At 68.7% G+C, this 23,421-nt stretch carries 19 protein-coding genes; 8 read left to right on the top strand and 11 right to left on the bottom strand.

What is annotated here, in order from left to right:
• Positions 1-8: 8 nt before the first annotated feature.
• A complete protein-coding gene (ligA, locus tag L324_RS22770) occupies positions 9-2,000 on the top strand; it encodes an NAD-dependent DNA ligase LigA (protein ID WP_037312573.1) in 1,992 nt (663 codons plus the stop codon).
• A gap of 7 nt (positions 2,001-2,007) precedes the next feature.
• Here ligA and L324_RS22765 read toward each other — a convergent pair whose 3' ends face one another.
• Genes L324_RS22765 through L324_RS22750 form a run of 4 tightly spaced genes read right to left on the bottom strand, consistent with a single transcriptional unit; the run spans position 2,008 to position 6,957 of the window.
• Positions 2,008-3,204 carry a family 2 encapsulin nanocompartment cargo protein terpene cyclase gene (locus tag L324_RS22765; RefSeq protein WP_051174044.1) on the bottom strand — a complete coding sequence of 399 codons (1,197 nt, stop codon included), beginning with the start codon at positions 3,202-3,204 and terminating at the stop codon, positions 2,008-2,010.
• Positions 3,205-3,233: 29 nt separating this feature from the next.
• Positions 3,234-4,097 (bottom strand): geranyl diphosphate 2-C-methyltransferase, encoded by an 864-nt coding sequence (locus L324_RS22760; RefSeq protein WP_037312076.1) that lies wholly within the window; start codon positions 4,095-4,097, stop codon positions 3,234-3,236.
• Positions 4,098-4,150: 53 nt separating this feature from the next.
• Positions 4,151-5,539 carry a family 2B encapsulin nanocompartment shell protein gene (locus L324_RS22755; protein ID WP_037312073.1) on the bottom strand — a complete coding sequence of 463 codons (1,389 nt, stop codon included), beginning with the start codon at positions 5,537-5,539 and terminating at the stop codon, positions 4,151-4,153.
• Positions 5,536-6,957, bottom strand: coding sequence for a family 2B encapsulin nanocompartment shell protein (locus L324_RS22750; RefSeq protein ID WP_037312070.1), 1,422 nt, complete (start codon positions 6,955-6,957; stop codon positions 5,536-5,538). Before L324_RS22750 ends, L324_RS22755 begins: the two co-directional genes overlap by 4 nt.
• Positions 6,958-7,454: 497 nt before the next feature.
• On the opposite strand from L324_RS22750, the gene cmtR reads away from it, so the two are divergent.
• The 3 genes from cmtR to L324_RS22735 are packed head-to-tail and all read left to right on the top strand — an operon-like array spanning position 7,455 to position 9,083.
• A complete protein-coding gene (gene cmtR, locus L324_RS22745; RefSeq protein WP_037312067.1) occupies positions 7,455-7,796 on the top strand; it encodes a Cd(II)/Pb(II)-sensing metalloregulatory transcriptional regulator CmtR in 342 nt (113 codons plus the stop codon).
• Complete coding sequence (locus L324_RS22740; protein WP_051174043.1) at positions 7,793-8,461, top strand: cation efflux transmembrane domain-containing protein; 669 nt, start codon at positions 7,793-7,795, stop codon at positions 8,459-8,461. Before cmtR ends, L324_RS22740 begins: the two co-directional genes overlap by 4 nt.
• A 10-nt stretch (positions 8,462-8,471) precedes the next feature.
• Positions 8,472-9,083: a class I SAM-dependent methyltransferase gene (locus L324_RS22735; RefSeq protein ID WP_037312064.1), complete on the top strand. Its 612-nt coding sequence runs from the start codon at positions 8,472-8,474 to the stop codon at positions 9,081-9,083.
• 269 nt (positions 9,084-9,352) lie between these two features.
• On the opposite strand, the gene L324_RS22730 is transcribed toward L324_RS22735, so the two are convergent.
• On the bottom strand, positions 9,353-10,369 hold the full coding sequence (locus L324_RS22730; protein WP_037312061.1) for an endo-1,4-beta-xylanase: 1,017 nt from the start codon (positions 10,367-10,369) through the stop codon (positions 9,353-9,355).
• 38 nt (positions 10,370-10,407) lie between these two features.
• On the opposite strand from L324_RS22730, the gene L324_RS22725 reads away from it, so the two are divergent.
• Complete coding sequence (locus L324_RS22725) at positions 10,408-11,457, top strand: LacI family DNA-binding transcriptional regulator (RefSeq protein ID WP_037312059.1); 1,050 nt, start codon at positions 10,408-10,410, stop codon at positions 11,455-11,457.
• Here the strand turns inward: L324_RS22725 and L324_RS22720 are convergent.
• The 4 genes from L324_RS22720 to L324_RS22705 are packed head-to-tail and all read right to left on the bottom strand — an operon-like array spanning position 11,418 to position 17,566.
• A complete protein-coding gene (locus L324_RS22720; RefSeq protein WP_037312055.1) occupies positions 11,418-14,435 on the bottom strand; it encodes a glycosyl hydrolase 115 family protein in 3,018 nt (1,005 codons plus the stop codon). The two genes, L324_RS22725 and L324_RS22720, sit on opposite strands and share 40 nt — an antisense overlap.
• Positions 14,436-14,493: 58 nt before the next feature.
• Entirely contained in the window at positions 14,494-15,312 is an 819-nt protein-coding gene (locus L324_RS22715) for a carbohydrate ABC transporter permease (protein ID WP_037312052.1), read from the bottom strand.
• Positions 15,312-16,277 carry a carbohydrate ABC transporter permease gene (locus L324_RS22710; RefSeq protein WP_037312046.1) on the bottom strand — a complete coding sequence of 322 codons (966 nt, stop codon included), beginning with the start codon at positions 16,275-16,277 and terminating at the stop codon, positions 15,312-15,314. Before L324_RS22710 ends, L324_RS22715 begins: the two co-directional genes overlap by 1 nt.
• The gene (locus L324_RS22705) at positions 16,274-17,566 is read right to left on the bottom strand and encodes an ABC transporter substrate-binding protein (RefSeq protein WP_037312043.1); all 1,293 of its coding nucleotides are present in this window, start codon (positions 17,564-17,566) and stop codon (positions 16,274-16,276) included. The genes L324_RS22710 and L324_RS22705 overlap by 4 nt, the downstream gene beginning before the upstream one ends.
• 133 nt (positions 17,567-17,699) lie before the next feature.
• Here L324_RS22705 and L324_RS22700 point away from each other — a divergent pair, with 133 nt between their 5' ends.
• From L324_RS22700 to L324_RS22690, 3 genes are read left to right on the top strand one after another with little or no spacing between them, the layout of a single operon-like run.
• On the top strand, positions 17,700-18,734 hold the full coding sequence (locus tag L324_RS22700) for a LacI family DNA-binding transcriptional regulator (protein ID WP_037312040.1): 1,035 nt from the start codon (positions 17,700-17,702) through the stop codon (positions 18,732-18,734).
• Positions 18,731-21,025, top strand: a complete 2,295-nt coding sequence (locus tag L324_RS22695) for a beta-xylosidase/alpha-l-arabinosidase (protein WP_037312036.1) — start codon at positions 18,731-18,733, stop codon at positions 21,023-21,025. The genes L324_RS22700 and L324_RS22695 overlap by 4 nt, the downstream gene beginning before the upstream one ends.
• Positions 21,022-22,266 carry an SGNH/GDSL hydrolase family protein gene (locus tag L324_RS22690; protein WP_037312033.1) on the top strand — a complete coding sequence of 415 codons (1,245 nt, stop codon included), beginning with the start codon at positions 21,022-21,024 and terminating at the stop codon, positions 22,264-22,266. Before L324_RS22695 ends, L324_RS22690 begins: the two co-directional genes overlap by 4 nt.
• Here the strand turns inward: L324_RS22690 and rraA are convergent.
• A complete protein-coding gene (rraA, locus tag L324_RS22685) occupies positions 22,256-22,741 on the bottom strand; it encodes a ribonuclease E activity regulator RraA (protein ID WP_037312564.1) in 486 nt (161 codons plus the stop codon). The two genes, L324_RS22690 and rraA, sit on opposite strands and share 11 nt — an antisense overlap.
• Before the next feature lie 47 nt (positions 22,742-22,788).
• Positions 22,789-23,388: a TetR/AcrR family transcriptional regulator gene (locus tag L324_RS22680; protein WP_037312031.1), complete on the bottom strand. Its 600-nt coding sequence runs from the start codon at positions 23,386-23,388 to the stop codon at positions 22,789-22,791.
• Between the last annotated feature and the right edge of the window lie 33 nt (positions 23,389-23,421).

The raw sequence follows: 23,421 nt of genomic DNA, 5'->3' as shown, positions 1-23,421 counted from the left end.
TCTGCCTCGTGAACGCTCGGGACCGCATCCAGGAACTCGCCGATCAGATCGTCGTCCTTCGCGACGCCTACTACCGGGGCTCGCCGAAGGTGGCCGACGCCGACTACGACGCGATCGAAGACGAGTTGCGTGGTCTCATCGAGGCCAACCCCGAGCTGACCCCGGATCCGAATCCGCTCGACCAGGTCGGCGCGCCCGCCGTGCTGCACGCGCCCATCCGGCACTCGCGCCCGATGCTGTCGCTGGAGAAGGCGACCAAACCCGAGCAGGTCTCGGCGTTCTTCGCCCGCTTCCCCGGCCAGTCCGTGGTGGTCATGCCGAAGCTGGACGGGCTGTCGCTGGCGCTGGTCTACGAGAACGGCCGGCTCGCGCGGGCGGTGACCCGCGGCGACGGGACCACCGGTGACGACGTGACCATGCTGGTACGTGCGCTGACCGACGGCGTCCCGGAGCAGGTCGAGGCGCCGGGACGGGTCGAGGTGCGGGGCGAGGCGGTCATGCTGCGCTCCACCTTCGCCGCCTACAACAAGGCGCATCCCGACAAACCGCTGATCAATCCGCGCAACGCCGCCGCGGGCACCCTGCGCGCCAAGGATCCGGCCACCGTCGCCGAACGACGACTGCGGTTCTTCGCCTTCGACCTGACCACCGAACCCGACAGCGCGGAAACCGACCTCGACGGCGCCCTGCGGACGCTCGGGTTCACCGCCGCCGACATGCGCCACTGCGAGGACGCCGAGGCCGCGCAAGCCGTCATCACGACCATCGAGCAGCAACGCAACGAACTCGATTACGACCTCGACGGCGCCGTCCTGCGCCTCGCGGATCGCGATGCCTACGCCGCCGCCGGGACAAGGTCGAGCTCACCCCGCGGCGCGCTGGCGTTCAAGTTCGCCGCCGAAGAGAAGACCACCTTGCTCGTCGACGTGGTCTGGGACGTCGGCAAGACCGGCAAGATCGCCCCCGTCGCGTGGCTGGAGCCGGTGTTCGTCGGCGGCACCACCGTCACCCGCGCGACACTGGCCAACCAGGAGGTCATCCGGGCCCGCGGGATCAAGATCGGTGACACCGTGCTGGTGCGCCGCGCCGGTGACGTCATCCCGTTCGTCGCGGGTGTCCTGGACGCCGCCAAACGCACCGGCGAGGAACGCGAGATCGTGCCGCCGTCGGTGTGCCCGTCCTGCGAAGAGCCGTTGACCGAACAGGGCAACAGCCGGGAGCTGTTCTGCACCAACGTCGCCTGCCCCGCCCAGACGGTGCGGCGGCTCATCCACTGGGCTTCGCGGGCCGCGGCGGACATCGACGCGATCGGCGGGGTCTGGATCGAGCGGCTCGCCGAGGCCGGGATCCTCGAACACCCGTCGGACTTCTACCGGCTCACGAAAGAGAAGCTGCTGGAGTTCGACCGCATCGGTGAAGTCTCCGCCACCCGCATGATCGAGTCGATCGACGCGAGCCGCGCCGTCGGCCTGCGCCGGGCGCTGATCGGGCTGGCGATCCCGATGGCGTCCGAAGGTACGGCGGCCCGGCTGTGCCGTGCGGGGTTCGGTTCGCTCGAAGCGGTCGCCGAGGCGGGCGAAGAAGGACTCGTGGCCGTCGAGGACATCGGCCCCAAGGTGGCCGCCTCGCTGATCGAGCACCTCACCCGGCTCAAGCCCGAACTCGAGCGGCTGCGGGAGGTCGGGGTCTCGCTGGACGTGCGCGAGGAGGACCTTCCGCCGGTCGTCGTGGCCGGCGCGCCGCTGGAGGGCAAGACGGTCGTGGTCACCGGTTCGATCAGCGACCCCCGTTCCGGGGAGAAGGTGCCGCGCCCGACCTTCCAGCGGTTGTGCGAGAAGGCGGGCGCGACCACCGCGTCGTCGGTTTCGGCGAACACGGACATGCTCATCACCGGTGCCGATGTCGGCGCGAGCAAGCTCACCAAGGCCGAGAAGCTCGAAGTCGAGGTCGTCGACCAGGGCGTGATCTGGCGGCAGCTGATCGAGGCAGGCGTCGTCTAGCTCGCGTTCAGTCCTCTGAATGCGGAGGTTCGTGTCGCGAACTACCGCATCCAGAGGACTGAACGCTGGGTTTCGTGCGGTAGCGCGGACTCGTCGAGTGCCATTCGAACCCGCCGCCCATCCAGCTCCGCAAGCCGCGTAAGAAGCGTTGCAGTTCGGGGGAAGGCACCCCACTCAACTTCTCGTGCGCTGCCTGGAAGTCCCGGACGACGTCGTTGTGCAGTTCGACGGTGATCGCCGTGGCCTCCTCGATCGAGCACTTCCGGTCGTCGGCGATCAGCAGGACCGCGTTGCAGGGCGGCGACTCGTCCTCCAGATCCTTGGTGACCGAGTGCACGTCGTTGACGAGCACGGCCGCGGTGCCCGCCTGGATCGCCGCCTCGCGGACCCGCGGGTCGTAGTAGAGGTTCGACGTCAGTTCGTAGCCGCCGAGGACGTCGATCAAGGTCATCGACGTGTAGAAGCTGTCGTGCTGCCGGGCAGCGAGGTACTCCCACGCCGGCGGGTACTTCCCGCTGTGGCGCCATGCCGCGTAGGCCGTCCAGCTCACGAACATCGCGAAGGTCGAATAGCAGACACGCTGGACCTGCGCGGCCGTCCCGGCCCGCCGCAGGAAGTCCGTCCCCGAGTTCAGCGCCACCAGAACCCGGTCGTTCCGCAGTGTTTCGTCGAGATCGCGGCTGAATTCACCCAGCGACGGCACCGGATCCATGGCGGCCATCGCCAGCGCGAGCTTCGGCGGCAGTTCCGCCGGAACAGCGCCGAGCGACGTGTCGTCGGCGTAGAGATCGTCGGCCGCCCACCAGGCGGCGTTGAGCCGCGCTGAGATCAGCAGCCTGTCGGGATCCTCGCAGTCAGGGTGGGCGAGCATGACCAGCCTGCCGAAGCCCGCCTTCCCGATCTGCTCGCACTCCTCCTCGCCGAAACCGCATTCGGCCGCCCACAGCACCAGCCGCCTGTCGACCTCCTCCGCGAGCGGATCGTTGATCCGTTCGGTGACCGGGCAGTACAACGGCGGCGCCGACCCGTCACCCCACGGGCGATACGCGTACCCGGGATCGAGCCCCGCCTCGGGACCCGGCGGCGGCGGTGTCTGCACCACCGCCGCCGGGGTACGTGCGAGGCGGGCCGCCAGACGCGCGGCGGACGTCCCCAGCCCGCTCGGCCCGGCCAGCAAGGTGGCCAGAGCGCCTTGTTCCGTCATCGCAGTCACTCCGATGGTCTCGGCAGGGATCAGATCCGGTCCGCGGCGATGAGCAGGTAGTGGAAGCTGCCTTCGCGATAGGCGTCGAGGAACGGCCCCTCGATCCCGGTCGCCACGGACGACTTCGCGCGCAACTCCCAGTACGGGATCGTGTCCGCCGTCAGGTCCACCACCGAGATCGGCACCAGGCCGTTCGCCGTCATCGCCTTGAAGTACTCGCTACGCGGATGGATGTTGCACGTGTAGTGCTGGTCGATCTGCGCGACGGCCTTGGAGCGCCCGCCGGTCACGTCGTTGTAGCAGCCGGTGATGGTGACGTAGCGACCGCCGAACTCCAGCTGCCGCGCGTGCTCGGCGAACAGCTCGTGGAGATCGACGTACATGGTGCTCTCGTTGTTCCAGATCGCCTTGCGCGAGCCGGTTTCGAAACCGGTGTCGAGCATGTTGCGGAAGTGGTAGCGCACCCGGTCGGAGACCCCGCGGAGGTCCGCCTGGTGATTGGCGAACTCGACCTGCTTCTCCGAGATCGAGATCCCGTCGACGTGGCAGCCGAAGCGCGCGTTCGCCATGATGCTGGACCCGCCGCGCCCGCAGCCGGCGTCGAGGAGGTGGTCGTCCGGTTTGACGTCGCCGAGGTGATCGAGCAGGACGTCCGCCTGCGCGGTCTCCAGGCGGTGCATCTCGGCGATGATCCGCTCGTCGCGGGTCTCCTCCGGCCCTTCCAGCACCGACCAATCGACCTCGCCGATCCCGTAGTGGTGGTGATAGAGCCCGTCCACGTCACCGAGCCGCAGGTTGACCGGGTCCTTCTCCTTGTTCCAGTACGACGCCACCGACTTCTGGTACTCGGTGCGCAGCACCTTGGCGGGAGCGGGAGTACGGGCGATGGTCACGTGGGTGTTCCTTTCTGAAGCGTTGATGTCCGGTGTCGTTGCGGATCGAGGGGTCAACGCGCGATCTCGACGTTCTCGAGGACGCCGAGCGCGTCCGGTACCAGGACGGCGGCCGAGTAGTAGGTGCTGACCAGGTAGGAGGCCACGGCCTGTTCGGAGATGCCGTCGAACCGCACGTTCAGTCCCGGCTCGTACTCGTCGGGCAGGCCGGTCTGATGCAGCCCGATCACGCCGTTGTCCTCCAGGCCGGTCCGCATGGCGAGGATCGACGTCGTACCCGCGTCGGTGACCGGGATCTTGTCGCAGGGCAGCAGTGGCACCCCGCGCCACGCGGCGACGACCTTGCCGTCGACCGTGGTGCCCTCGGGATACAGGCCGCGGCTCGTGCACTCCCGGCCGAACGCGGCGATCGCGCGCGGATGGGCGAGGAAGAACTTCGTCTTGCGGCGGCGGCTGACGAGTTCGTCCATGTCGTCGGGCGTCGGCGGACCGGACCGGGTCTGGAACCGCGATTTGAGGTCGGCGTTGTGCAGCAGCCCGAACTCGCGGTTGTTGATCAGGTCGTACTCCTGCCGTTCCCGCAGCGCCGCCACGGTCAGCCGGAGTTGCTCGTCGAACTGGTCCATCGGCCCGTTGTAGAGATCGGTCACCCGCGTGTGCACTCGCAGCGACGTCTGGGCGACGGCCAGGTCGTATTCGCGCGGCGAGAGCTCGTAGTCGACGAACGTGCCCGGCAGCGGCGGCTCGCCGTCGTGCCCGGACGACATCCCGATCTCCGCTTCCCCCTTGGCGTTCTGGGGTTGGGTACCGCGCGCCAGCATGCCCTGCACGTGACCGCGCATCGCCTCGGAACGGCCGTTGAGGTCGGCGAAGTCGTCGGCACGCAGGGTCAGCACGGTCACCGGGGTGACGGCCTTGACGGTGTACGGCCAGTTCCGGTCGATCCCGGCGAGCATCTCCTCGCCGAAATGGTCACCGTCGGCCATGCTGCCGATGGTCGCCTCGCCGCCGTACTCACCCGGCGCCACCTTGGCGACCTTGCCGTGCGCGATCAGCACGACCTCGTCGAGCGGGGTGCCGTGGCCGACGATCGTGTCGCCCTGCCGGTATTCATGCTGCACGAACCGGTCGGCGAGCGCGGTGAGCGTGTCTTCGTCGTCGAAACCGCGCAGCAGCGCCAATTCCGCGAGTTCCTGCGGGACGACCCTGACCTCGGTGCCGACGTTGGTGAAGCTCACCCGCCCGTCGCCGATGGCGTAGGTCAGGCGCCGGTTGACCCGGAAGGTGCCACCGGACGCCTCGACCCAGGGCAGCATCTTGAGCAGCCACCGCGGCGTGATGCTCTGCATCTGCGGCCGGGTCTTGGTGGTCGTCGCCAGGTTCCGCGCGGCGGCTGGGCCGAGACTGAGCCGCCGGTCGGCCTCCGGCGTCGTGGCGGTCATCCTTCGCGGCCGAGTTCGGCGGCTTCGAGTACGGCCAGCGCGTCCGGCACGAGCACCGCGGCGGAGTAGTACGTGCTGACGAGGTAGGAGATGATGGCCTGCTCCGAGATCCCCATGAAGCGGACGTTCAGCCCCGGCTCGTACTCGTCGGGCAGGCCGAGCTGACGCAGGCCGACGACGCCCTGGTTCTTCTCACCGGTGCGCATCAGCAGCACGGAACTGGTGCTGCTCTGGCTGACCGGGATCTTGTTGCACGGCAGGATCGGGATTCCGCGCCAGGACGGCACTTTGTGGCCGCCGAGGTCGGCGCCGGTCGGGTAGATCCCGCGTTTGCTGCACTCGCGGCTGAACGCGGCGATCGTGCGCGGATGCGCGAGGAAGAAGCCGGGTTCCTTCCACACCAAGGAGAGCAGCTCGTCGAAGTCGTCCGGAGTGGGCGGACCGGTGCGGGTCGTGATCCGCTGGGCGAAGTCGGCGTTGTTGAGCAGGCCGAAGTCCGCGTTGTTGATCATTTCGTGCTCTTGGCGCTCGCGCAGCGCCTCGATGGTCAGGCGAAGCTGTTGCTCGGTCTGGTCCATCGGCTGGTTGTAGAGGTCGGAGACGCGGCTGTGGACCCGCAGCACGGTCTGGGCGACGCTCAGTTCGTACTCACGCGGCGAGGTCTCGTAGTCGACGAACGTGCCCGGCAGCAGCGGCTCGCCGTCGTGGCCGGAGGAGATGTCGATCTCGGCCTCGCCGAAGTCGTTGGCGCGTCCGGAGTCCCGCGACGCCTGCTCGATCTGCGCCTGCAGCGATTCGGACTGCTCCAGGATCCGCTCGAAGGCCTGGCGGGTCAGTGTCAGCACGGTGCCGGCGGTGGCCGCCTTGGCGGTGAACTCCCAGATCCCGTCGCCGTCGACGAGTGCCTGCGCGCCGAAGTAGTCGCCGTCCTTGACCACGCCCAGCGCGGTCTCGTCGCCGTACGGACCAGGGCCGGTCTTGGTGATCTTGCCGTGTGCGATGAGGTAGACGCGGTCGGCACGGTGCCCGAACTCGACGAGTACGTCACCGGCGGCCACTTCCTGCTGCTCGAACCGGCGGGCGAGTTCGGCGAGCACTTCTTCGTCGTCGTAACCCTTGAGGGGTTTCAGCTCCCCCAGCTCCGCCGGGATCACACTCACCTCGGACCCGGTCTTCGAGAAGGACACCCGTCCGTCGCCGACCGCGTAATTGAGCCGCCGGTTGACCCGGTAGGCGCCACCGTTGACCTGAACCCATTCGAGCATCTTCAACAGCCACCGGGACGAAATGCCCTGCATCTGCGGAACGGATTTGGTCGTGGTCGCCAGATTGCGCGCGGCGGCCCGGCCCAAACTCAGCTGCGGATTTCCCGCCCCCTGGACACCTTCGGCGGAAGTGTCCGATTCGGTCACGGTCACAGCAAGGTCCACCCTTCGATAGTCATGTGAACAAACAAGATCCACAAACAGCGGCGTGCCGGTTATTCCCCGAGGTGACGGCCCCGCAGGGATCAACATAGCAAGGTGTTTTGCCCGCACAAGCGCACTTTCGGGTAATGGGAAAAGGCCACCCGAATGCCGAATAGACCATTGTCGCGAAATCTTTTGGAAACGTCACTCGCGCATCGAAATTGCTCACGCGCTTGGTCCAGAGATTGTTCTCAGGTGTTATGCGGCGCCGCCATGGAACTCCCGGCGGTGTCAGTCGTGCGGCCGTTTGAGTGGGGCGGACGATCTCTTTCGGGTCACCTCCCGGCGCGTGTCCGGCGGCGACTTGACAGACAGCGACGAAACAGAGGGTCGCGTTCGCACACTCCGTCGGGTCAGTCACCCTGAGGCCGCTCCGCCGTCCCTGTACCCGCCGGTCATTGTTCAGCACTTGCTGACCTATCAGTGAACGCTGTATTGTTCTGGCCGTGCTGACGTGTGAAACCCAGGGTGCCGCGCTCGCCCGGCTGGGCCGTGCCCTCGCCGACCCGAACCGGTGCAAGATCCTGGTCGCCCTGCTCGACGGTGTGAGCTATCCCGGACAACTGGCCGGACAACTGGGGCTGAGCCGCTCCAACGTGTCCAACCATCTCGCGTGCCTGCGTGGATGCGGGCTGGTCGTGGCCACCTACGAAGGACGGCAGGTTCGCTACGCACTGGCCGACGCACATCTGGCCCGCGCGCTCCGTGAACTGGTGAAGGTCGTGCTCGCCGTCGACACGGCCGAGCCCTGCGTGGACGACGACGTCAGCCTGCGGGTTCTCCGATGACCGAACGCGCACTGCCTCTCGAAGCCAGCGGCTGCGCGGACGGCTGCTGCACCCCGGAGTCCACAGTGGACCCGGATCGCCGCGCCCTGCTGTCGCGCCGGGTCCGCCTGCTGGTCGCCGCGACGATCACCTACAACGTCATCGAGGCGATCGTCGCCATCTCCGCCGGCAGCATCGCCTCCTCGACCGCGCTGATCGGCTTCGGCCTGGACTCGGTCATCGAGGTCGCCTCCGCGACGGCGGTCGCCTGGCAGTTCTCCGGCAAGGACCCCGAAGCCCGCGAGCGCACGGCACTCAAGGTCATCGCGGTGTCCTTCTTCGCGCTGGCCGCCTATGTCACCGTCGAATCCGTACGCAGCCTGTTCGGCGCCGACGCCGCCGAACATTCGACGGTCGGCATCGTGCTGGCGGCGGTTTCACTGCTGGTGATGCCGTTCCTGTCCTACGCCCAGCGCCGCGCCGGCCGTGAACTCGGCTCCGCGAGCGCCGTCGCGGACTCCAAACAGACCTTGCTCTGCACGTACCTCTCCGGTGTGCTGCTCGTCGGGTTGCTGCTCAACAGCCTCTTCGGCTGGTACTGGGCCGACCCGCTGGTCGCACTCGTCATCGCCGCCGTCGCCGTCAAGGAGGGCCGCGAGGCCTGGCGCGGAGAGCACTGCTGCTGAAAGGAACGCCATGACCCGGCCCGCGCGGTGGAACCGCTACTGGGACGGCAAATCCCGGAACTACGACCGGGAGATGCGGTTCCTCGACCGGAAGCTGTTCGGTGATTCGCGGGCATGGGCCTGTGGGCGGGCCGAGGGCGAGGTGCTGGAAGTCGCTGTCGGCACCGGCCTGAACCTGCCGCTCTATCCCGAGGACGTCACCCTCACCGGCATCGACCTCAGTGACGGCATGCTCGCCATCGCCCGCGACCGCGCCGAACGTCTCGGCCATCCGGCGACCCTGCGCCGGGCGGACGCCCATGACCTGCCGTTCGACGCCGGTTCGTTCGACACCGTGGTCTGTACCCTCGGGCTCTGCGCCATCCCCGACGACGGCAAGGCGTTGCGGGAGATGACCCGGGTCCTCCGCCCCAGCGGTCGGCTCATCCTGCTCGACCACATCGCGAGTTCGTCGCGCGCAGTCCGCGGCCTGCAATGGCTCACCGAGAAGGTCACCGTGCCGATGGCGGGCGAGCACTTCCTGCGGCGCCCGTCGGAGAAGGTCGACGCCCTCGGCTTGACCGTCGAGTCGCGGGAACGGTTCAAACTCGGGCTGGTGGAACGACTCGTCGCCCGCAAGTGACCGCTTCCGTCCGCAGCCCCCATGCCTCGTGAGTGGCAATGACGGTTCTAACCCTCTTTACCACTCACGACACCGGGTGCCCTGGCGACCCGGGGCCGCTTCGGCGATTGGGTCCGGTCGGGGGCAGTCGTCCTGAAGGCCCCCTTTCCGACGATGGACGTCGCAAAAGGGGGCCTTCGCGACGTCTGGCACGAGAAGCCGGTGGGCCACAGTCGTGAGTGGTAATGACGGTTCTAACCGTCATTACCACTCACGAGACTTGAGGCACCTCAGGGGTTGATGCGGGTGTAGGCCGGTTTGGGCCGGAGATTCGGGTCGAACAGGCAGGCCGCGCCTTCGCCGGGGAACGTGTCCGGCACCCACGAATGGCGATCGGTGAAGCCCCAGGTCGTGAACTCCACGCACCGCCGCACGGCGTGGCAGCCGTCCCACAGTTGCTTGAAGTAGTTCGCCTGCGTGTCCAGCTTGGCGGGATCGGCGGGCAACGGGATGCGGACGTCGGCCTCGGTGATCGCGACCTCGACGCCCAGCGCGGCGAAGCGGGCGAGGTTCGCCTGATAACCGGCGGGGAAGCCGTACTGAATGGCCAGATGGCCCTGGAAGCCGACGCCGTCGATCGGCACGCCCTGCCGTTTCAGCGTCCGGACCAGGTTGTACAAAGCATCGCTCTTCGCGTTGAGCCCTTCGGTGTTGTAGTCGTTGATGTACAGCTTCGCCGACGGATCGGCCGCCCGGGCCCAGCGGAACGCGTCGGCGACATAGCCGTCACCGAGTTTCTGCTGGAACACCGACGCGCGGCGGGTGCCGTCGTCGTTGAACATCTCGTTCACCACGTCCCACGCCCGGATCTTGCCCTTGTACCGGCCCATTTCGGTGGCGATGTGCCGCCGCGTCACCGAACGCAGTTCCCCGGCGGGGAGATCGTCCACCCAGTCCGGCAGCTGGCTGTGCCAGACGAGGGTGTGCCCGCGGACGGTCTTTCCGGTCCGCTGGGCGTAACCGACGATCGCGTCGGCACCGGACCAGTCGTACCGGCCGCGTTCCGCCTCGATGACACCCCATTTCATCTCGTTCTCCGGGGTGACGTTGTCGAATTCACGGGTGAGCACGGACCGGTAATCGGCTTCATTGGCGAGGTGATTCGCCGCGACCGCGCTGCCGACGTGACGATTCGTGATGCTCTTCAACGGGACGGCAGCCGAAGCCGGGAGCGAGTTCACCACCGAAATGCCCGCGACGGCGACCAAAAGCGCGACTGCACGTCTTGCGGAGATCTTGTTCTTCATGGGTCTCCTTTTCATTGATCCGACGTAGAATCCTTGACATGTCAACGGAACCTCGGGTCACCATCAGCCGGATAGCCGCCGAAGCAGGCGTGTCCGTGCCGACCGTTTCCAAGGTCGTCAACGGCCACCCCGACGTCGCCGACAAAACCCGGGCCAGGGTGGAGGAATTGATCCGTAAATTCGGCTATCGGCGGCGCGCCGACCAAAGATCGCAGCGGTCGCGCCTGCTGGAACTGATGTTCCACGAAATCGAAAGCACCTGGGCACTGGAAATCATTCGCGGTGTGGAGAGCGTCGCTCGCGAGAACGGGATGTCGGTCGTCCTCGCGGAATCGTCGGGCCGCCACACCCCCGCGCACGACTGGCTGGAAAGCGTGCTCACCCGCCGCCCGGTCGGCATCGTTTCGGTCTGCTCCGATCTCACCGTCGGGCAGCTGGCGAAACTGCGGGCCCGTGACATCCCGCTGGTGGTGATCGACCCGGCCGGGCAGCCCGAGCCGGAGACGCCTTCGGTCGGCGCCACCAACCGGCAGGGCGGGCTGACCGCCACCCGGCATCTGCTCGACCTCGGGCACCGGCGGATCGCGGTGATCGGCGGCCCCGACGGGGTTCTGTGCAGCCGCGCCAGGATGGACGGCTACCGCGCCGCGCTGGAGGCCGCCGGTCAGGCCTTCGACCCGGCGCTGGTGCGCCGCGGCGATTTCCATCCGCGGTCCGGCTACCGGCAGCTGACCTCACTGCTCGCCCTGCCCGACCGGCCGACCGCCGTGTTCGCCGGCAGCGACCTGCAGGCGCTCGGCGTCTACGAGGCCGCCCGCGACGCCGGCCTGCGCATCCCGCAGGACCTCAGCGTGATCGGCTTCGACGATCTGCCGCTCGCGGGCTGGCTGACCCCGGAACTGACCACGATCCGCCAGCCGCTGCGGCAGATGGCGGCCGCCGGGGCACGGCTCGCCATTTCGCTGGCACAGGGCCGGGTCCCGGACAGCCACCGCATCGAACTCGCCACCAGCCTCGTGGTCCGCGACAGCACCGCGCCGCCCGCCGGTCATCTGCCAAGCCGGACGCTTTCCGGCGGCCCGAGGTAGCTGGGCCGGAGCCCGCCGGTGTCGACCACCAGCTTCTGCACCACGACCGCCGGGTCCACCATCCAGAACTTCAGCACGTGCGGCCCCGGCGAGCCGAGCACGTGCCGGGTCGAGGTCAGGTTCACGTTGTCGGAGGTGGTCCATTCCCACTGCCGGTTCATGGTCATGTCGTCGGCACCGGTCGCCTTGGTGATGTTCACGACCTGCGGGTCCGCGTCGTCGAACGACACCGCGTAGCGCAGCCCGTCACCGGCCAGCACATTGCTCCTCGGCGACAGATACGCCCAGACGGTCACCGTTCCCGGGCTGAACACGGTCAGCCGGTACTCCAGACGCGGTCCGGCGCCCGGTGCCTGGCTCGCCGACGTCACCGGGAAGGGCGTCATCCCGCCGCCGGTGCGGCCGATATCCGGGATATGCCGCCAGGACACCCCGGCCGTCCCGATGTTCGCCGTGCAGTGCTCGGCCTCCATCGACACGTATCCCCCGGCCTCGATGAACCCGCGGCGCCACGAGGCGGGCAGCTCCGGATTGCGGACGACCGCCTCGACGCGGACCTCGCGCCCGGCGCCCGACACGGTGAGCGGCACCCTGGTCGTCCCTCGGGGCGCGCGGGTCCAGTCGACATTCACAGCGATCCGGAGTTGTTCGTCCACCCGGCCACCGCGCGGTTCGGTCCGCACCCAGGGGACGTCGGCGGTCACCGTGCAGCGGAACGGCGTCCGCCCTCGGTTGAAGACGTCGACGTACTGACCAGGAGCGCTCTGGAACGGGCTGAACTCGGGGAGCACCGGGGTGCCGGGGGCCGCGGGCCACCACAGCTCGGAGCCGTCGATCGCGATGCCCAGTTCGGCGGGCTCCGGCACCGCGATCCGCCGCACGGCCGGGAAGATCTCGTCCGGCAGGGCGACGTTGTCCTTCTCCGGCTGCTGCCAGGGCGCGTTCGGACCGTAGCGGGCGACGTCGCCGTAACCGATATGCGGCTGGGTCTGGAAGCCGCGCCATTTCCCGCCCGCGATCGCGGTGTTGAACTTCTCCGCCAGCGCGAGGTCGTCGGCGAACCGGGCTTCGGTGGCCGCCGCGAGGGCATTGGCCGAGGCCCGGCCCTGCGCCGCGTACAGCAGGTTGGTGAACTCGGCCCGCCGCAGCGCGTAGAGGTTGGCCGACGCCTTCACCGCGTAGAGCACGAGTTCGTAGTAGGCGTCGCGGTAGGTCTCGGGCAGGCGGGCCGAGATCTTCTCGGCCTTCGCGCTGAGCTGCCGCCATTCCTCGGTGACGACGTCCAGCTCGCGGTAGTTCACGAGACTGAACGGCGTCGCCTGATCGTCGTACACGATCGGCGTTCCCGGGGTGATCCGGCGGTTGAGCAGCTCGGGTTTGCGACGGGACTGCAACCGCCCGTAGGTGTGCAGGACCTCGGCGATCGCCGCCGCCGTGCCCCGGCCGAAGTTCGTCTCGGCGAAGCCACGCTCCCAAGTGGACAGTCGCTCGAGCGGCCAGGCCGAGGGATCCCAGGCGTAGTCGAGGAAGAACTGCAGCGGTAGCTCGTTGCCCTTCATGTCCCCGGCGTTGACCACCCACAGCCGGTCGGTCCCGTAGGCGACGGCCTGGTGCAGCTGCTCCCAGACGTTCGGCAGCAGGTTCGTGTCGACCCACTTGTAGTTGCGGCCGCCGCCGACGTAGTCGAAGTGGTAGTAGAGACCGTATCCGCCGGGATGCCGCGGCAGCGCCGGGTCGGGGTGCTTGCGGATGTTGCCCCAGTTGTCGTCGGTGAACACGACGATGACGTCGTCCGGCGGCCGCAGGCCCTTCTCCCAGTACCGCAGGACTTCCTTGTAGAGCGTCCAGACCTGGGGCACCGTCGCCGGGTCACGGCCGGTTTCGCGGGCGAGGATCTCCCGTTCGGCGGCCAGTATCTCCCGCATCAGCTCGATCCCGTCGCCGTCGGGCAGGCTGACGTCGCCGTTGCCGCGCATCCCGAGGGTCACCACGCCTTCGAAGTCCTCGCGGACCATGCGCCGGATCCCGTCGGCCCAATAGGCCTTGACGGCTTCGGCGTTGCGGCGGAAGCTCCACTCCCCCGTGCCGCCGTACGGGTCCTGCCCCGGTGAAGCGTGCCGGTTCCATTCCTCGATCCCGCGCATCATGGGCGCCTCGTGCGAGGTGCCCATGACCACGCCGTACTCCTTGGCCGTGGCGTGGTTGAGCGGATCGTCCTCGGCGAACGCCCGCCCCCACACCGCGGGCCAGAGATAATTCCCCTTGAGCCGCAACAAGGTCTCGAACACCTTCGCGTAGAAGGCGCTGGTGAACCCGTTGGGGAAGCCTGGCGCGTGACCCGGGCCGAAATGGGCCGGGGCCCAGGTGCCGAGCGCGGGGTTCTCGTCGTTGATGAAGAAGCCGCGGTACTTCACATGCGGTGTCCCGAGGCTGAATCGTGTCCCGGACACGAAAAGCTCGTCGGCCGGTGGCACCGGCACGTCGTCCCACCAGTACCAGGGCGACACCCCGATCCGCCGGGACACCTCATAGACGCCGTAGATGACGCCGCGCTGGTCGCTGCCGGTGAGGACCAGCCTGCCGTCGACGACCTGGCTCAGCGAAGTCTCCCACTTCCCCGCGATCCCGGCGACGTCCAGCTTCCGCGCGGCCACGAGGTCGTCGACCAGCGGACTGTGCCCGATCGTGCCGATCAGCACGACCGGCCCGGTCTCCGGTGGCCGGTCGAAGACCAGCTCCGGCCGGATCCCGGTGACCCGTTCGATGTCGTCGCGCAGATCCCCCACCACGCGGCGGACCCCCGGCTGGTCGCCGGAACTCACCACCAGCGTCGCGGCCTTGCCTCGGGCCACCAGCGGGAACCCGCCCTTTTCGGGTGCCGCCTCGGCGACTCCCGGAGTGAACGCGGTACCGGCGCCCAGCACGGCGAGCAATCGCAGGAAATCCCTGCGGTGCACGGCTTGCTCGTCGGACGTCATCTTCGACCTCCTGAAAGTCGGTGTCCAGTGGTGCACCCGCGACCGCTTTCGACCGGCCTCAGCCCTTCACGGCGCCGGTCAGCCCGCCGACGATGCGCCGTTCGGCGAGTACGAAGAACGTGAGCGCGGGGATCATCGACAACGCGGTGAACGCGAGCACGCGCGCGGTGTCCTGGGAGTACTGGGATTGGAACGTCGCCACGCCGAGGGGCAGCGTGAAGTTCGCGGGGTCGTTGAACACCAGCAACGGCAGCAGGTAGAAGTTCCAGCTGGTCACGAACGCGAGCACGGCGACGGTGGTCAGCGCGGGAACGGACAGCGGCAGCAGGATCCGCCAGAAGAAACCGAGCCTGCTCGTGCCGTCAAGGACGGCGGCGTCCTCGATCTCCCCGGGGATCGCCCGCATGAACGGCCGCAGGATGACGATGGTGACCGGCAGCGAGAACGCCGCCTCGGGGATCGCCACACCCCAGAAGCTCTCCAGCATCCCCAGCTGACGCAGCCACAGGTACAGCGGCAGGGTCGCCACCCCGAGCGGGAACAACAGGCCGAGGGTGAACAGCGTGTAGAAACCCTCGCGGCCCTTGAAGTCGTAGCGGGACAGGGCATAGGCGGCCATCGATCCCAAGGCGACGGTCAAGAGCGTGGCGATCACCGCGATCAGCGCGCTGTTGCCCAGGAACGTCCAGAACGCGGAAGAGCCGAGGAGCGACGCGTAGTTGTCCCACACCCACGGGCCGGGCAGGCCGGCGGGAGACGCGTTGATCTGGGCGGTGGTGCGGAATCCGCCCAGTACGACGAACAGCAACGGAACCACGGTGATCCCGAGGACGGCGATCGCGGCGACGTAACCGATCGGCGTCCCGGCGCGGCGCATCAGCTCACCATCCTGGTCAGTGCCCCGTCGGTGTCCCGGCGGAGGGCGAAGCGCTGGTACAGCAGCGCGAACACGAAACAGATCACGAACAGGATCACCGCGACGGCACTGCCGAATCCGAATTCGTACCGTTTGAACCCGTGGTCGACCAGGTAGGTCGCCATGGTGGCCGACGAGTTCGCCGGACCGCCGAGGGTCATGATCCACACCAGGTCGAACAGCTGCAGTGAGCCGATCACCGACAGGAACACCCAGATCCGGATCGTCGGCCCGAGCAGCGGCAGCACCACGTGCCGGGTGGTCTGCCAGGCCGACGCGCCGTCGAGCGCGGCCGCCTCCCGCAGTTCGGCAGGCACACCCTGGAGCCCGGCGAGCAGCAGGATGATGCCGAACCCGATGTACTTCCAGGTGATCACCGCGAACAGGGTGTAGAGCACGATCCCCGGGTCGGCGAGCCAGTGCTGGACCAGGCCGCCGAGACCGATCCCGCGCAACATCCGGTCCACGAAGCCGTCCGGCTGCAACATCAGCAGCCAGATCACCGCGGTGATCGCCTCCGACAGGACGTAGGGCGCGAACACGAGGGCGCGGAGGACCGCGCGGCCGCGCAGCTTGCGGTTGAGCAGCATCGCGAGCCCGATGGACAGCGGCAGCTGGATCACCAGGGACAGGCCCGCGATGATCAGGTTGTGCCCGATGGCGCCCTGGAACACCGAGCCGGACAGGGCGTCGACGTAGTTGTCGAAACCGACGAAGTCGTCCAGCGGGCCGAAGCCGTTCCACTCGTAGAGGCTGTAGAACGCGGCGATCCCGATCGGTACCAGCACGAATCCGGCGAACAGCACGAGCGCCGGCCCCAGCAGGAGCGCCAGTTCCAGCTTCTTGCGCGTCCCCGGCCGCCGGACCCGGGCGGCGGGTGCGGACGGCCGCGCCGCCGCCCGCACCCGCGTGGCCGTCGTCGTCACTTGTCGCCCGCCGCGGCCTTGTTCACCGCTTCGACGATGCCTTCCGGCGTGCCCTGCCCGGCGAAGAAGTCGGCGACGGCGTCGTTGAGCGCGGCCCCCACGGCGGTCGGGAACGCCTTGTCGAAGTACATCTGCAGGTACGGCGCCTTCTGCCCGTAGTCGAAAACGGTCTTGAGCGACTCGGTTTTGAGGGATTTCGCCGCCGACGCGTTCATCGGCAGGCCGGCGCCCTTGGCCGCGAGCTGGTTCTGCACCGGTTCGCTGCCGAGGTACTGCAGGAAGTCCGCGCACGCCTTGACCGCGCGGGTGGTGCAGGAGAAACCGTCGCCGCCGCCGAGTACCGCGGCCGGGTCACCGGCTCCGCCAGGGACCGACGGGAACGGGAACCAGCCCACCTTCGAGTCGAGGTCCTTGTCCTCGGTGAGCGACGACATCGTGCCGGGTTCCCAGTCACCCTGCAGTTCCATCGCCGCCTTGCCGTTGGCCACGAGCCCGGCCGAGCTGCCGGCGCCCTGCTGCGCGGGGGTGCCGGTGAAGCCGGGCTGGAACGGCTGGGTGGCCAGGAAGGCCTGCAGATCTCGTCCGGCCTTGGTCCAGCACGGATCCTCGAGTTTCACCGCCTTGACCGACTGCTTCAGCGTGTCCGCCGAGCAGGCGCGCAGCGCGAAGTAGTTCCAGTAGAACGCGTCCGGCCAGCGGTCCTTGCCCCCGACCGCGATCGGGGTGATACCCGCCTGCTTGAGCTTGGCGACGGCGGCGTTGAACTCGTCCATTGTGGACGGCGGTGACGTGACTCCCGCCTGCGCGAAAAGGTCTTTGCGGTACCAGAAGCCGACGAAGTGCTGCTCCCACGGGACGCCGTACTGCTTGCCGTCGACCTGCCAGCTCTCGGCGAGCTTGCCCACCGAGGAGAGCCAGCCCTTGGTCGCGTCGGTCAGGTCGGCGACCTTGCCCGAGGTGGCCTGTGACGCCAGTTCGCCGCCGCCCCAGGACTGGTAGACGTCCGGTGGCTCGTTCGACTGCAGGGCGAGCGGGACCTTGGTGGTGAACTCCTCGTTCTGCAGCGGCTGCCCTTTGATCGTCACCTCGGGATGCGCCTTCTGGTAGTCGGCGACGACCTGGGCCCAGATGGATTTGATCGGGTCGGTGGTGCCGTTGTGCCACCAGGTGAGGGTGACCGGCCCGCTGGGTTCCGCCGGGCTGTCGGTGCCCCCAGAGCAACCGGTGAGCGCGAGCGAAACGGCCGCCGCGAGCGCGGCGGCGGCGGGGATTCGGCGATTCGAAAACATGGTGAGTCCACTCCTGACGACTTCGGCCGAGTAGGACGGGGCGTGACTGCGCCCGGACTGGCGATGAGTTTGCGCGCCTGAAATTCCTATGTCAATCGTTGTCGATAACGTTTTCCATGGCTAGTCTGAGCCCATGCAGCCCAGTTCGAGGGTCACGATCCGTGACGTCGCGGCTCGTGCCGGCGTCTCCGTGGCCACGGTGTCCAAAGTGATCAACGACCGCTACGGCGTCGCCGCGGCGACCCTGGCGAAGGTCCGCGCGGTGATCGACGAACTCGGCTACGAGGCGAGCCTGGTCGCCCAGAGCCTGCGCAATCACAAGACGAACGTGATCGGGATCCTGGTCGCCGACCTCGAACCGTTCTCCACCGAATTGCTCAAGGGCGCGGCGGACGCCATCCGCGGCACCGGCTACGAACTCGTCGTGTACTCGGCGGGCGGCCGCACCGGTGAACCGTCGGGCTGGGAGAAGCGTTATCTCTCAAGGCTTTCCGGCACGCTGGTCGACGGCGCGGTGCTGGTCACCCCGGTGGCCTCCCTGGAGGCCGTCCCCGGGACCCCGGTGGTCGCCGTCGATCCGCACACCGGCCCGTCCACCGTGCCGACCATCGATTCCGACAACCTCCGGGGCGCGCAACTGGCGACCGAGCATCTACTGGAGCTGGGCCACCGCCGGATCGGTTTCCTCGCCGGACGGCCGGATCTCGAATCGGCCGAACTGCGCAAAACCGGTTATCTGCGGGCGCTCACGGCGGCCGGGGTGCCGATCGACGAGGACCTGATCCGGCTCGGCGCCTACGATCCGGAGGTCTCCGCGCGGTCCGCGCACGAACTGCTGACCAGCGAGGACCGGCCGACGGCGGTGTTCGCCGCCAACGACATCTCGGCTATCGCGACCGTCGGGGCGGCCGAGGAACTGGGGTTGTGCGTACCCGACGACCTTTCGGTGGTCGGTTTCGACAACGTGCCCGAGTCCGCGCTGTGCACCCCGCCGCTGACCACGGTGGACCAGCCCATCCGCGAGATGGGCCACCGCGCCATCACTCTCCTGATCTCCCTGATCGGCGGGGAATCCGTGCAGGAAACCCACATCACTCTTTCCACCGGTCTCGTGGTGCGCCGTTCGACGCGCGCCCTGGACACTTCGACGAAGGGCGGACGGCCTTGACCACGCAGCCCAGCGCGTCACCCCGGCCCTGGCAGGACACCACCGCGGACCCCGCTGATCGCGTCCGCGCGTTGCTGGACCGGATGACCTTACGGGAGAAGCTCGCTCAGCTCTACGGCGTCTGGGTCGGTATCGACTCCGGCGGCGAGATGGCCCCGCACCAGCACGATTTCGCCGAGGCGGCGCTGGATTGGGACGACCTGGTTCGGCACGGTATCGGCCAGCTGACCAGGGTGTACGGCACCCGGCCGGTCGATCCGGTGATCGGTGCGCGCAGCCTGGCCCGCACCCAGCGGGAGATCGTCGGGAGCGGCCGGTTCGGCATTCCGGCGCTGGTCCACGAGGAAACGCTCACCGGTCTCGCCGCCTGGCAGGCGACGGTCTACCCGTCGCCGCTGTGCTGGGGCGCGAGTTTCGATCCGGATCTCGTGCACCGGATGGGGGCGCGGATCGGTGACACGATGCGCCGTCTGGGGGTGCACCAGGCGCTCGCGCCGGTGCTCGACGTCGCGCGTGACCTGCGCTGGGGACGCGTCGAGGAGACCATCGGCGAGGATCCGCATCTGGTCGGCACGATCGGCGCCGCGTATGTGGCGGGACTCGAATCCGCCGGTGTGATCGCGACGCTGAAGCATTTCGCCGGCTACTCGGCTTCACGCGCGGGCCGCAACCTCGCGCCGGTGTCGGTCGGGCCGAGGGAACTGGCCGATGTCCTGCTGCCGCCGTTCGAAATGGCGCTGCGCGCCGGCGCCCGCTCGGTGATGAACGCCTACACCGACAACGACGGCGTCCCGGCCGCCGGGGATCACGCGTTGCTCACCGAGCTGCTGCGCGACACCTACGGTTTCGAGGGGACCGTGGTCGCGGACTACTTCTCCGTGTCGTTCCTGTACAAGCTGCACGGCGTCGCGGCCGACCGTGGTGAGGCCGCCGCGCAGGCGCTGGCCGCCGGGATCGACGTGGAACTGCCCACCGTGGACTGCTACGGCGAGCCACTGCTCGCCGCGGTGGAACAGGGCGCGGTCGACGCCGCCGTCGTCGACCGCGCCCTCGAACGGGTGCTGCGGCAGAAATGCGAACTCGGCCTGCTGGACGAGGACTGGGCGCCGGAGGTACCGGAGGAGATCGACCTCGACGACGCGGAATCCCGTTCACTGGCGAGGGAAATCGCCGAACGCTCGATCGTGCTGCTGCGCAACGACGGCGTTCTGCCGCTGTCCCCCGGCAAGCGGATCGCCGTGGTCGGGCCGCGGGCGCACGAGCCCGGTGCGATGCTCGGCTGCTACTCGTTCCCGATGCATGTCGGCGTGCACCATCCGGAGGTGCCGTTCGGGGTGTCGGTGCCGACCGTGCTCGAAGCCCTCAGCGAGGACCACGAAGCCACCTACGCTCTCGGCTGCCCGGTGGTCGGCGGCGAGGACACCGAGATCGCCGCCGCCGTCTCCGCGGCGAAGGACGCGGAAGTCTGTGTCGCGGTGCTCGGTGATCGCGCCGGCCTGTTCGGCAACGGCACTTCGGGCGAGGGCTGCGACGTCTCGGATCTCAAGCTTCCGGGGCGGCAGGAAGAACTTCTCGAAGCCTTGCTCTCGACCGGGACGCCGGTGGTCTTGGTCCTCCTTTGTGGACGACCGTACGAGCTGTCACGCCAAGCCGACCGGCTCGCCGCGATCGTCTGCGGTTTCTATCCCGGCGAAGAGGGCGCCGTCGCGCTCGCGGATGTCCTCAGTGGACGGATCAACCCGTCCGGCAGGCTCCCGGTCGGGTTTCCCGGTGAGAAGGCCGCCCAGCCGTCGACGTACCTCACGGCGCCGCTCGGGCTGCGCAGCGAGGTCAGCACGGTCGATCCGACGCCGCTGTTCCCGTTCGGGCACGGGCTTTCCTACGCCGACGTCCGCTGGGACGAGGTCACGGTCTCGGATCCGTCGTGGCCGACGGACGGCCGCTGCCGGGTCCGGGTGACGCTCGGCAACGATTCCGACCGGGCCACGACCGAAGTCGTCCAGATCTACCTGCACGATCCGGTGGCCGAGGTGGCCCGTCCGGTCCAGCAGCTGATCGCGGCGAAACGGGTCGACCTGGCGCCCGGTGCGACCGAGGTCGTCGAGATCGGGCTGCATGCCGACCTCACGTCCTACACCGGACGCGCGGGCAAGCGGATCGTCGAACCCGGCGACGTCGAACTCCGGGTCGGGACGTCGAGCGCGCGGATCGTCACGGCCCTCCCCTGCACGCTGACCGGTCCGCGCCGCGAGGTCGGCTTCGACCGGGTACTCACCCCGGATTTCGCATGAGACGCAACTGGCTCGTCAGCCTGCTCGCGGTACTGGCCGTGGTGACCGCCAGTGCCCCCGCGTCCGGCCGGCAGACCCAGGAGATCGGCCGGCATTGGGTGCACACCTGGACCGCGATGCCGCAGCTCACCGAACCCGGCAACATGCCGCCCGCGGAGTTCATCCGGAACGGTGTCGTACTGCCGGACACGACCCTTCGGCAGACCGTGCGCTTCTCGGTGGGCGGTGACCGGATCCGGTTGCGCTTCTCCAACGCGTTCGGGGGCGCGCCGTTGCCGATCACGTCGGTGTCGGTCGCGGTTCCGCTCGGTGGGAAGGCGGGTGTCGCCGGGATCGAGCCGGGCAGCGCGCGGCCGGTGACCTTCCGGGGCAAGCCCGGCGCCGTCGTCCCGTCCGGTGCTTTGGTCGTCTCCGATCCGCTGGACTTCTCCGTCCGCGCTCAGGAGAACGTGACGGTGACGGCCTACTTCGCCACCGGGCAGGCGTCGACCGCGATCACGTCGCACCCGGGTTCCCGCACGACTTCGCACCTGGTCGTGGGTGACCACGTCTCGGACGCGACGCTCACCGGCTCGACACCGGTCGACCATTGGTACTTCCTCAGCGGCGCCGAGGTGTTCGGTCCGAAGAGGACGGAGGCCGCGGCCATCGTCGGCGACTCGCTGACCGACGGCAGGGGTTCGACCACCAACGGGAACGACCGCTGGCCGGACCGGCTGGGGCTGCCCGGCGTCGCGGTGCTGAACCAGGCCGCCGGTGGCAACCGCGTGCTCGCGGACGGCCTCGGCCCGAATCTGCTGTCGCGATTGGACCGGGATGTCCTGGCACAGAGCGGGGTTTCGTGGCTGGTGGTGTTCGAGGGTGTCAACGACATCGGCACCGCGGCCGCGACGCCCGAGGCGCAACGGCGGGTCGCCGCCGACCTGATCGACGCCTACGACCAGATCGTGGTCCGGGCGCAGGCGCACGGGATCCGCGTCTACGGCGCCACTTTGACGCCGTTCGGCGGCAACACGGGCTATGACACCCCGGATCGCGAAGCCACGCGGCAGACGGTCAACACCTGGATCCGGACGAGCGGCCGGTTCGACGCCGTACTGGACTTCGACCGGGTCGCCCGTGATCCCCAGGTCCCGTCCCGGCTGCTGCCCGCCTACGACGTCGGCGACCACCTGCACCTGAGCCCGGCCGGATACCGCGCGCTGGCCGACAGTGTCCCGGCGAACCTCTTCAGGCGGTGACCGCGGGGAGGACCACGACGCCGTCGTCGTCGGAGTAGAGCGTGTCGCCGGGCGTGAAGGTCACTCCCCCGAAGCCGACCGGCACGTCGACAGCGCCGGCGCCCGCCTTGGAGCTCTTGCGCGGGTTGGTGCCGAGGGCCTTCACGCCGAGCGGGAGCCGGGCCAGTTCGGCGCTGTCGCGGACGGCGCCGTTGACGACCACGCCCGCCCAGCCGTTGTCGACGGCGGATTTCGCGATCATGTCGCCGGTGAGCGCGCTGTGCAGGGAGCCGCCGCCGTCGACGACCAGGACGCAGCCCTCGCCGGGGGTGGCCAGCAGCTTCTTGACCAGGCCGTTGTCCTCGTGGCAGGAGACGGTCCGGATCGGGCCGGAGAACGTCCGGTGCCCGCCGAACTGGCGGAACTGGGTGTCGCAGACGCGCAGCCGGTCGCCATGTTCGTCGACGAGGTCGGCGGTGGTGAAGGAATCGATCACGGCGACCGAGTGTAGGTGCATCGGGCCGTCCGGTGCCGTGTGCGCGGTCACGTGGCCGTCGGCGGGAACACCGTGTTCAGCACGTGGGTGAGGATTGCGGCGGGGTCTGCCGCCGGGGCGACGGTCTGGCGCAGGGCGAGACCGATGCCCAGGGCGCCCAGCATGACGACCGCCTGGTGCAGCGGCATCGCGGGTTCGAGGCCCAGGCGCTTCGAATGCTCCTCGATCAGGGCGACGACCTCGTCGTCGTGACGCCGCTGGATGGCGGCGATCAGGGCGGCGTTCTCGGGTTGCTGCGCCGTCGCGGCGAGCACTTCCGCCGCGGCCGCGCTCCATTTGGCCGCGTCCTTGTCCGCCACGTCGACCGGCGCCAGTGCTGCGATCACGTCGTCGCGGGTGGCGGCCTGGGCGAGGGCTTCCCGCAGTCCTTGGAGATGGGTTTCGGCGTTGGCTTCGATGATCGCCAGCCACAGCCCTTCCTTGCCGCCGAAGTGTTTGTAGACGGCGCCGCGGGTGTAACCGGCGTCGGCGGCGATCTCTTCGACCGTCGCGGCCAGGAATCCGCGCCGGAGGAACACCTGCCGTCCGGCGTCGAGCAGGTGCTCGTGGGTGCGTCGCTGCTGCTCGGCCCGGGTCAGCCTGGTCATCGTCCGCCAATTCAGTAACAGTACGTTTCTGGA

It is taken from the genome of Amycolatopsis orientalis DSM 40040 = KCTC 9412 (assembly GCF_000478275.1).
GTDB lineage: Bacteria > Actinomycetota > Actinomycetes > Mycobacteriales > Pseudonocardiaceae > Amycolatopsis > Amycolatopsis orientalis.
This window is presented reverse-complemented; position numbering and strand designations above follow the sequence as displayed.

Coding starts and splice junctions, on each gene's coding strand:
- L324_RS22765 (WP_051174044.1), bottom strand. CDS start 3,204: ATGACGGAACAAGGCGCTCTGGCCACCTTGCTGGCCGGGCCGAGCGGG.
- L324_RS22755 (WP_037312073.1), bottom strand. CDS start 5,539: ATGACCGCCACGACGCCGGAGGCCGACCGGCGGCTCAGTCTCGGCCCA.
- L324_RS22740 (WP_051174043.1), top strand. CDS start 7,793: ATGACCGAACGCGCACTGCCTCTCGAAGCCAGCGGCTGCGCGGACGGC.
- L324_RS22735 (WP_037312064.1), top strand. CDS start 8,472: ATGACCCGGCCCGCGCGGTGGAACCGCTACTGGGACGGCAAATCCCGG.
- L324_RS22730 (WP_037312061.1), bottom strand. CDS start 10,369: ATGAAGAACAAGATCTCCGCAAGACGTGCAGTCGCGCTTTTGGTCGCC.
- L324_RS22725 (WP_037312059.1), top strand. CDS start 10,408: ATGTCAACGGAACCTCGGGTCACCATCAGCCGGATAGCCGCCGAAGCA.
- L324_RS22720 (WP_037312055.1), bottom strand. CDS start 14,435: ATGACGTCCGACGAGCAAGCCGTGCACCGCAGGGATTTCCTGCGATTG.
- L324_RS22715 (WP_037312052.1), bottom strand. CDS start 15,312: ATGCGCCGCGCCGGGACGCCGATCGGTTACGTCGCCGCGATCGCCGTC.
- L324_RS22705 (WP_037312043.1), bottom strand. CDS start 17,566: ATGTTTTCGAATCGCCGAATCCCCGCCGCCGCCGCGCTCGCGGCGGCC.
- L324_RS22700 (WP_037312040.1), top strand. CDS start 17,700: ATGCAGCCCAGTTCGAGGGTCACGATCCGTGACGTCGCGGCTCGTGCC.
- L324_RS22690 (WP_037312033.1), top strand. CDS start 21,022: ATGAGACGCAACTGGCTCGTCAGCCTGCTCGCGGTACTGGCCGTGGTG.
- L324_RS22680 (WP_037312031.1), bottom strand. CDS start 23,388: ATGACCAGGCTGACCCGGGCCGAGCAGCAGCGACGCACCCACGAGCAC.